Here is an 8,416-nt window from a genome sequence, read left to right as displayed (position 1 = left end):
CCCTGAGCGACAGCCTCTTCGCCAAGGCGCGGATCCTGCCGGTGCTCACCTTGGCGCGCGAACAGGACGTGCTGCCACTGGCCGACGCCCTGGCCGCCGGTGGTCTGACCGCGCTGGAAGTGACCCTGCGTTCGCAGTTCGGCCTCAAGGCCATTCAGATCCTGCGCGACCAGCGTCCGGAACTGATGACCGGTGCCGGCACCGTGCTCGATCGCAACATGCTCGCGGCGGCCGAAGCTGCCGGCTCGCAATTCATCGTCACCCCAGGCATTACCCGTGACCTGCTGGAAGCCAGCGTCGACAGCCCGATTCCGCTGTTGCCGGGCATCAGCAACGCCTCCGGCATCATGGAAGGCTACGGTCTGGGCTATCGCCGCTTCAAGCTGTTCCCGGCTGAAGTCAGCGGTGGCGTCGCAGCAATCAAAGCCCTCGGCGGTCCCTTCGGTGAAGTGAAATTCTGCCCGACTGGCGGCGTCGGCCCGGCCAACATCAAAAGCTACATGGCGCTGAAAAACGTCATGTGCGTGGGCGGTAGCTGGATGCTTGATCCGGAGTGGATCAAGAACGGCGACTGGGCCCGCATTCAGGAATGCACCGCTGAGGCTTTGGCGCTGCTGGACTGATTGTTACCAAACACTTCGTTGTGTGTTCTACGGCTTTACGGTGCGCTCGGTCGGCGCACCGTTTTTTTTTGCCCCCAGAAAAGCCAACATCAAAAGATCGCGGCCTTCGGCAGCTCCTACAGGGCGTTGATACGGGATGCGATGTAGGAGCTGTCGAGTGCAACGAGGCTGCGATCTTTTGATCTTGCTTTCAAATGGCTAGGCCAAAAGATCGCAGCCTGGAGTTACGACGCGATACATAGTTACCGCACACAGGCGATTGCGTGGCGCTAATCTGCGTTCTCTTATGGAAGAGAGAACGCATCATGGATCGAGACGCTGCAACACCCTCACCGAACCCGGTGTATCAACTGGCGCCCGAGCAAATCGCCGGGCCGTATTTTCGCAACCCGCAACTGTTGCGCCGCAACATCAGCGAAGGTGCGGAAGGCTTGCCGCTGCTGCTACGCCTGACCATCGTCGATGCCATGACCGGTGAACCGGTGAGCGGCGCGCTGGTGGACATCTGGCATTGCAACGCTCGCGGTGCGTACTCGGGCTGGAGCCGGATCAACCCGGATCTCGAAGTCGACGCCGAAGCCATCGGTTCGATCCCGCGCACCGACGATGACACCTACCTGCGCGGCAGTCAGTTCTGTGATCACAAGGGCAGGGCGCGTTTTACCACGATTTATCCGGGGTTCTACGCCGGTCGTGCGTTGCACATCCATGTGGCGGTGCGCATGGTCACAGGTACCGAGTACCTCGAAGAGCGCAACGTGGCGTGGGTCGGTCAGTTGTATTTCCCCGAAGTAGTGTCGCGCTCGGTGCTCAACGCCAAAGCCTATCGCGGTCGCGCCTCAACAGCGTTGAACAATACTCAGGACAGTTTCTTTGCCGACATGGGCGGCGAGGCGTCGACCCTGACCGTTTGGCCGATCGGCCGCGACTCCCACGAGGACGGTTTCTTCGGCCACCTGACCATCGGCATCGACACCTTTGCGGTGTCGTCGCAGATCAAACCCGAGGACTTCGACAAATACACCGTTTAGGCGATTCAGCGCAGCTCGTTCAGCGCGCGCGTCAGCAATTGCATCTCGGCAGCGGTGGTGGTCAGCCCCGGCGTGATGCGAATGCACGGCCCGCACGCGGCGCCGGTGCGCACCACGGTGAACAGGTTGTATTCGTTGAGCAGACGCTCGGCCATCGCCTGTTGATTGTCATGGCGAGTGAAACGCAGCGCAGTGATCCCGCAATACAAGCGTGGGTCGTCTGGCGTCATCACTTCGATGCCCGGCAACTGGCGCACGGCGCTGACCCACAGGTTGCGCAGGTAATTGATTCGCGCCCCTTTGGCCGCTGCGCCGCCGAGCGAGCGATGCTCTTCGAACACCAGCGGCAAGGTCATCAGCGCCGGAATGTTCGGTGTGCTGTACGAGGTGCGCGAGCGGATATCGTTGACCGGGTAGTGCATCTCGCCCATGTCAGGGTCGATATCGGCCAGCCGCTGCGGAGCGATATAGAGGAAACCGAGAGTCAGCGGTGCGCCGATCCATTTGTGCAGGTTGTACGCGGCGAAGGCGATGCCGAGGGCTTCGAAGTCGAACTCGATCTGGCCGAGGGCGTGGGCGCCATCAAGGATGATGTCGATCCCATGCTCTTTGGCCAGCGCGGCGATGGCCTGCACCGGCATCACCAGACCGGTGCGATGGGTGACGTGCGTCAGCGCCATCAGTTTCAGTTTCGGGTGACGAATAAAGGTTTCGCGGTAGGTGGCCAGCAGGCTCTCGAAAGTCGCCGGATGCGCGTGGTCAATCTCGATGACTTCGACCCCGCGATGCTTGCCTAGCCAGCGCATGGCGCCTTTGACCGTGTCGTATTCGAGGTCGCAGATCAGCACCTGATCGCCGGGTTGCAGGCGGTTGTAGTTGCGAATCAGCGATTGCAGGCCTTCAGTGGCATTACGGGTAAACGCCACACTCTGCGCGCGCACGCCGATCAGCTCCGCCAGTTGTGCGCGGATGTCGAGGTTGTCGTATTGCTCGTAGCGCTGGCGCACGTACACCGAATTGCTGGTGTTGATCAGCTCGATGTTGCGCTGGTACTCCTCGATCACCGTGCGCGACATGCGCCCGAAGTAACCGTTCTCCAGATTGATCGGGCCGGGTTGGACGTCATAGCGGCCGACAAACATTTGCCAAAAAGCTTCATCACGGGCGCGCAGGGTGTTATCGGGCATGGCGGCTGGCTCTATAGAGGAGGGCGTTTCAGTGGCGCGGGGCGGGTTTGCCATGTTTGGCACGCAGCGGTTCGAGCAGCTCGGACAAACCGTTATGGTCGATCTCCTGCATCAGTGCAAGCAATCCGCCGAGTTCGCCGTGCGGGAAACCTTCACGGGCGAACCAGTTCAGGTAAGGGCCTGGCAGGTCGGCGATGATCCGGCCCTTGTACTTGCCGAAGGGCATTTCTCGGGTAATCAGCAGTTCGAGTTTTTCGGGATTCATCAAAAGGATCGTCTGGCTTCAAATCAGATTGGAAAATACAGGCATTCTGCATGCAGGCCAAATGACAGATCATGCAAATAACCGCAATACAGATAGTTCATTTATCTTTAAGTTGTTGATTTATATGTGTTTTCTTTCTGAGTAAAAACTGGCACGCACACTGCAATATCCCTTGCATCTTCCACCGATCGCAAGGAATTGAAAAATGACCGACATGAATAAAGAAGCCATCTCTGTACTCAATGACCTGATTGAAACCAGCAAGGACGGTCAGGAAGGGTTCAAGACTTGCGCTGAAGATATCAAGCACCCAGAACTGAAAACCCTGTTCGTGACCCGCTCTGCCGATTGCGCTACCGCTGCAGCTGAGCTGCAAGCTGAAGTTCGCAAACTGGGCGGCGATCCGGAAACTTCCACCAGCGTCAGCGGTGATCTGCACCGTCGCTGGGTCGACGTTAAAGCGATGTTCACCGGCAAAGACGAAGAGGCTGTGCTGAACGAAGCCGAACGTGGTGAAGACCATGCGCTGAAGGCTTACAAAGAAGCACTGGAAAAAATCAACAAGCACAACCTGGTGGGCATTCGTGACCTGGTTGAACGTCAGTACCACGGCGTACAACGCAACCACGACCAGGTGAAAGCCCTGCGTAACCAGGCTCGCGCACGCTCGTAAGCGTACGCCAGTAACAAAAAACGCCAGCTAGTCTGGCGTTTTTTTATGGGTGTTTTGAAAGCACAAGATCGCAGCCTGCGGCAGCTCCTACAGTGAACGCATTCCCCTGTAGGAGCTGCCGAAGGCTGCGATCTTTTCAATCAGCCAATGCTGATCGCTGGCAAAGTAGGCAACGTCACCGTCTGCTGCTTGCGCGGCGCCAGAATCTCCGCCTCACCGTCCACCACCAACTCATCACGCTGGTTAAACACGCGAGTGGCAATGCGCACGCGAAACTTCGGCAGCTTCTCGAGGATTTCCAGACGCACCGTCAGCGTGTCGCCGATCTTCACCGGCTTCTGAAAACTCATCTGCTGACCGATATAAATAGTGCCCGGCCCAGGCATTTCGCACGCCACGGCAGCGCTGATCAGCGCGCCACTGAACATGCCGTGAGCGATGCGCTCCTTGAACATGCTGGCGGCGGCGAACTCGGCGTCCAGGTGCACCGGGTTGTGGTCGCCGGACATCGCGGCGAACAGCTGAATGTCACGCTCTTCGACGGTCTTGCTGTAGCTGGCGGTCTGGCCGACTTCAAGGGCTTCGTAAGGGATGTTGGTAACCTGGGTCATCGGTCTTGATTCCTGTGACGGATTAAATAAATCCACAAAAAATTATTCGCTGCGTTGCGGGCGCGGATGGCTGAGCACCTGATCGATCCAGGCCAGCACATCGGCAATCACCTCATCGCGATTGGTTTCGTTGAACAATTCGTGCCGCGCCTGCGGGTAGATCTGCAGTTGCAGGTTCTGGCTGCCGGCCGAGCGCAAAGCGTTGGCCAGATCAGTCAGACGCTTGCCTTCACTCACCGGATCACATTCGCCGCCAATCACCAGCAACGGCAGGCCCGGGTTGATCTGGGCGAGATTGGACGCTTTGCTGATTTGCTGCAAGCCGCCGAGCAAGTCGATCCACAGCTGATTGGTGCAGCGAAAGCCACACAACAGGTCGTTGGCGTACAGGTCGACTTCAGCCGGATCGCGGCTGAGCCAGTCGAACGGCGTGCGCACCGGTTTGAATTTTTTGTTGAACGAGCCGAACGACAACCACTCGATCAGCGCACTGCGCCCCTTGCCGCCCTGACGCAGTTTTTCCAGTCGGGCGATCTGCCGTGCCGCGCCATAAAGCGCCACTGGCTGAAAGTTCGAACCGCTGAGAATCGCACCCTGCAAACTGGCGCTGTGGTGCAGCAGATAGGCCTGCGCGAGGTAGCTGCCCATGCTGTGGCCGAGCAGGATGATGGGCACGCCGGGGTGCTGCTGGCCGATGTGTTGATTGAGGCTCGCCAAATCACCCAGCACCTTGCACCAGCCATCGTCGTCGGCGAAATGTCCGAGCGTACCGTGTTCGGCAGTTTTGCCATGTCCGCGCAAATCCGGCGCGTAAACGCCATAACCTTTGTCGCAAAACGTGTCGGCCAAACGGGCATAGCGGCCGCTGTGTTCGGCCATGCCGTGGGCCAGCAGGATCACCGCTTTCAACGGCGCTGCGGGCAGCCATTGGTTGACGAACAGGCGGCTGCGGTCACTCGCGTCCAGCCATAGGGTGTGGTGGATCATGGCGATTCCTTTGCTCAGAGTCGGAACATTGTATAGCGCGTCTGATCAGCCCACGCCACGGCAGGAAGATTCACACGATCAATGACGGCTTTGCCTGTATTTGCCTCAATGGCCATAACTGCTAGTGTCCGTGAAGCTCCGCTTTTTCAGAAATGACAGAAAGCGGCCCGGATCGGCTCAGGTAAAGAGGACAAGAACAATGCAACCTGATTTCTGGAACGACAAACGCCCGGCCGGCGTACCGCTGGACATCGACATGGGTGAGTTCAAGTCGGTGATCGAGGTGTTTGAGCGCTCCTGCAAGAAGTTCGCGGATCGCCCGGCATTCAGCAACATGGGCGTGACCCTGACTTACGCCGAGCTCGAACGTCAGAGCGCCGCTTTCGCCGGTTACCTGCAAGCGCACACCGATCTGGTGCCGGGCGATCGCATCGCCGTGCAGATGCCCAACGTCCTGCATTACCCGATTGCCGTGTTCGGTGCCTTGCGCGCCGGGCTGATCGTGGTCAACACCAACCCGCTGTACACCGCGCGGGAAATGCGTCACCAGTTTAAGGATTCCGGCGCACGTGCGTTGGTGTACCTGAACATGTTCGGCCAGAAAGTCCAGGAAGTGCTGCCCGACACTGACATTCAATACCTGATCGAAGCGAAGATGGGCGACTTGATGCCCTCCGCCAAAGGCTGGCTGATCAACACCGTGATCAGCAAAGTGAAAAAAATGGTGCCGGCGTATTCGCTGCCGCAGGCGATCTCCTTCAAGAGTGCGCTGCGCATGGGCCGGGGCTTGGGCATCAAGCCGTTGAAGGTCAGCCTCGACGACATCGCCGTGCTGCAATACACCGGCGGCACCACCGGTCTGGCCAAGGGCGCGATGCTCACCCACGGCAATCTGGTGGCGAACATGCAGCAAGTGCGCGCGTGTCTGGCGCAGCTCGGGCCGGATGGTCAGCCACTGCTGCGCGAAGGTCAGGAGGTGATGATCGCGCCGCTGCCGCTGTACCACATCTATGCGTTCACCGCGAATTGCATGTGCATGATGGTCTCGGGCAACCACAACGTATTGATCAGCAACCCGCGCGACATTGCCGGCTTCATCAAAGAGCTGAAGAACTGGCGTTTCTCGGCGTTGCTGGGGCTGAACACACTGTTCGTTGCGCTGATGGATCACCCGGATTTCAAGACCCTGGATTTCTCCAGCCTGAAACTCACCAACTCCGGCGGCACCGCGCTGGTCAAAGCCACCGCCGAGCGTTGGGAGCAGATGACCGGTTGCCGCATCACCGAAGGCTACGGCCTGACCGAAACCTCGCCGGTGGCCTGCACCAACCCGTACGGCGATCAGTCGCGCCTCGGCACGGTCGGTTTGCCAGTGCCGGGCACGTTGTTGAAAGTGATCAATGACGACGGCGTTGAACAGCCGATGGGCGAGCGGGGCGAGTTGTGCATCAAGGGCCCGCAGATCATGAAAGGTTACTGGAACAAACCTGAGGCCACCGCCGAAGTGCTGGATGCTGAAGGCTGGTTCAAATCCGGCGACATCGCGGTAATCGATCCGGACGGTTTCGTGCGCATCGTCGATCGCAAGAAGGACATGATCATTGTCTCCGGTTTCAACGTGTACCCGAACGAGATCGAGGACGTGGTGATGGCCCATCCGAAAGTCGCCAACTGCGCGGTGATCGGCGTGCCGGACGAGCGTTCGGGCGAGGCGGTGAAGCTGTTTGTGGTGGCGCGGGAAACCGGCGTCAGCCTGGAAGAGCTGAAGGCGTACTGCAAAGAGAATTTCACCGCGTACAAAGTGCCGAAGCACATCGTGCTGCGCGAGTCGTTGCCGATGACGCCGGTCGGGAAGATTCTGCGACGTGAGTTGCGCGATATCGCTTAACGCCTGAAAACAAAAAGATCGCAGCCTTCGGCAGCTCCTACAGGAAACGTATTCCAATGTAGGAGCTGCAGAAGGCTGCGATCTTTTGCTTTGAAGCCCCCGTTTTGCGGGGGTTTAAAGGTTTTCTAGGATTTTTGCTCTAAAATGACTGTTAGCAAGTCTTGAGTCATAAATATGACTGTATGGGCCGCTCTTGGCTCTAGTCGACCCTCGGCAAAGCTGCTACTCTCGGCGCGCTTTGTGACTTCTCGGCCTATCAAAAAGCCAGATTCACCAATACAAAACACACACCAATAATAATCGCATCAAATGCGGTGAAGAATTCGCGTTGCTGAGGAGTGGGCTTCCATGAACGAAGACTTTTGGAAGGATAAGTACCCCGCTGGAATTGCTGCCGACATCAATCCAGATGAGTACCCGAATATTCAGGCAGTGTTGAAGCAGTCCTGCCAACGCTTCGCCAACAAACCGGCTTTCAGCAACCTGGGCAAGACAATCACCTACGGTGAACTGTACGAATTGTCCGGTGCGTTTGCCGCGTATCTGCAACAGCATACCGACTTGCAGCCCGGTGATCGAATCGCCGTGCAACTGCCCAACGTTCTGCAGTACCCGGTGGCCGTCTTCGGTGCCATCCGTGCCGGGCTGATCGTGGTCAACACCAACCCGCTGTACACCGCGCGGGAAATGGAACACCAATTCAACGACTCCGGTGCCAAAGCCCTTGTTTGCCTGGCGAACATGGCGCACCTGGCCGAAACCGTGGTGCCGAAAACCGGCGTCAAACACGTTTTCGTCACCGAAGTTGCCGACCTGTTGCCGCCGGTCAAGCGCCTGCTGATCAACAGCGTCATCAAGTACGTGAAGAAAATGGTGCCGGCTTATCACTTGCCGAAAGCCATCAAGTTCAATGACGCGTTGAGCAAAGGCCAAGGCCAGCCTGTGGCCGAAGCCAACCCGCACAGCGGCGATGTCGCGGTGCTGCAATACACCGGCGGCACCACCGGCGTGGCCAAGGGCGCGATGCTCACCCACCGCAACCTCGTCGCCAACATGCTGCAATGCAAGGCGCTGATGGGCTCGAACCTCAATGAAGGTTGCGAGATCCTGATCACGCCGATGCAGCTGTACCACATCTATGCGTTCACCTT

9 protein-coding genes are annotated in these 8,416 nt (G+C 58.4%); 5 read left to right on the top strand and 4 right to left on the bottom strand.

Features of this window, described 5'->3' with window-relative positions:
- The first annotated feature begins 2 nt into the window (after positions 1 to 2).
- The gene (locus ACIP66_RS27590) at positions 3 to 623 is read left to right on the top strand and encodes a bifunctional 4-hydroxy-2-oxoglutarate aldolase/2-dehydro-3-deoxy-phosphogluconate aldolase (RefSeq protein WP_400652342.1); all 621 of its coding nucleotides are present in this window, start codon (positions 3 to 5) and stop codon (positions 621 to 623) included.
- Positions 624 to 928: 305 nt separating this feature from the next.
- Complete coding sequence (locus ACIP66_RS27585) at positions 929 to 1,654, top strand: intradiol ring-cleavage dioxygenase (protein WP_159812807.1); 726 nt, start codon at positions 929 to 931, stop codon at positions 1,652 to 1,654.
- A gap of 5 nt (positions 1,655 to 1,659) precedes the next feature.
- Here the strand turns inward: ACIP66_RS27585 and ACIP66_RS27580 are convergent, their stop codons facing one another.
- Positions 1,660 to 2,841, bottom strand: coding sequence for an aminotransferase class V-fold PLP-dependent enzyme (locus ACIP66_RS27580; protein ID WP_400652339.1), 1,182 nt, complete (start codon positions 2,839 to 2,841; stop codon positions 1,660 to 1,662).
- Positions 2,842 to 2,869: 28 nt separating this feature from the next.
- Positions 2,870 to 3,106 (bottom strand): DUF3820 family protein, encoded by a 237-nt coding sequence (locus tag ACIP66_RS27575; protein ID WP_003213031.1) that lies wholly within the window; start codon positions 3,104 to 3,106, stop codon positions 2,870 to 2,872.
- A gap of 205 nt (positions 3,107 to 3,311) precedes the next feature.
- Between ACIP66_RS27575 and ACIP66_RS27570 the strand changes: the two genes are divergently transcribed.
- The gene (locus ACIP66_RS27570) at positions 3,312 to 3,779 is read left to right on the top strand and encodes a PA2169 family four-helix-bundle protein (protein ID WP_038369175.1); all 468 of its coding nucleotides are present in this window, start codon (positions 3,312 to 3,314) and stop codon (positions 3,777 to 3,779) included.
- A gap of 140 nt (positions 3,780 to 3,919) precedes the next feature.
- Here ACIP66_RS27570 and ACIP66_RS27565 read toward each other — a convergent pair whose 3' ends face one another.
- Entirely contained in the window at positions 3,920 to 4,390 is a 471-nt protein-coding gene (locus tag ACIP66_RS27565) for a MaoC family dehydratase (protein ID WP_053123003.1), read from the bottom strand.
- 42 nt (positions 4,391 to 4,432) lie between these two features.
- Positions 4,433 to 5,377: a lysophospholipase gene (locus ACIP66_RS27560; RefSeq protein WP_400652333.1), complete on the bottom strand. Its 945-nt coding sequence runs from the start codon at positions 5,375 to 5,377 to the stop codon at positions 4,433 to 4,435.
- Between the two features lie 199 nt (positions 5,378 to 5,576).
- Between ACIP66_RS27560 and fadD2 the strand changes: the two genes are divergently transcribed.
- Together fadD2 and ACIP66_RS27550 are read left to right on the top strand one after the other, a co-directional pair.
- Positions 5,577 to 7,265, top strand: a complete 1,689-nt coding sequence (gene fadD2, locus ACIP66_RS27555) for a long-chain-fatty-acid--CoA ligase FadD2 (protein WP_400652331.1) — start codon at positions 5,577 to 5,579, stop codon at positions 7,263 to 7,265.
- A 348-nt stretch (positions 7,266 to 7,613) separates the two neighbouring features.
- Positions 7,614 to 8,416, top strand: an 803-nt coding sequence (locus ACIP66_RS27550; RefSeq protein WP_400652328.1) for an AMP-binding protein, incomplete at its 3' end; no start/stop codon positions are given.

This window comes from Pseudomonas sp. NPDC088429 (assembly GCF_044753305.1).
Taxonomy (GTDB): Bacteria; Pseudomonadota; Gammaproteobacteria; order Pseudomonadales; family Pseudomonadaceae; genus Aquipseudomonas; species Aquipseudomonas rustica.
The sequence above is the reverse complement of the archived record's forward strand: the minus strand, read 5'-3'. Positions and strand labels throughout refer to the sequence as shown.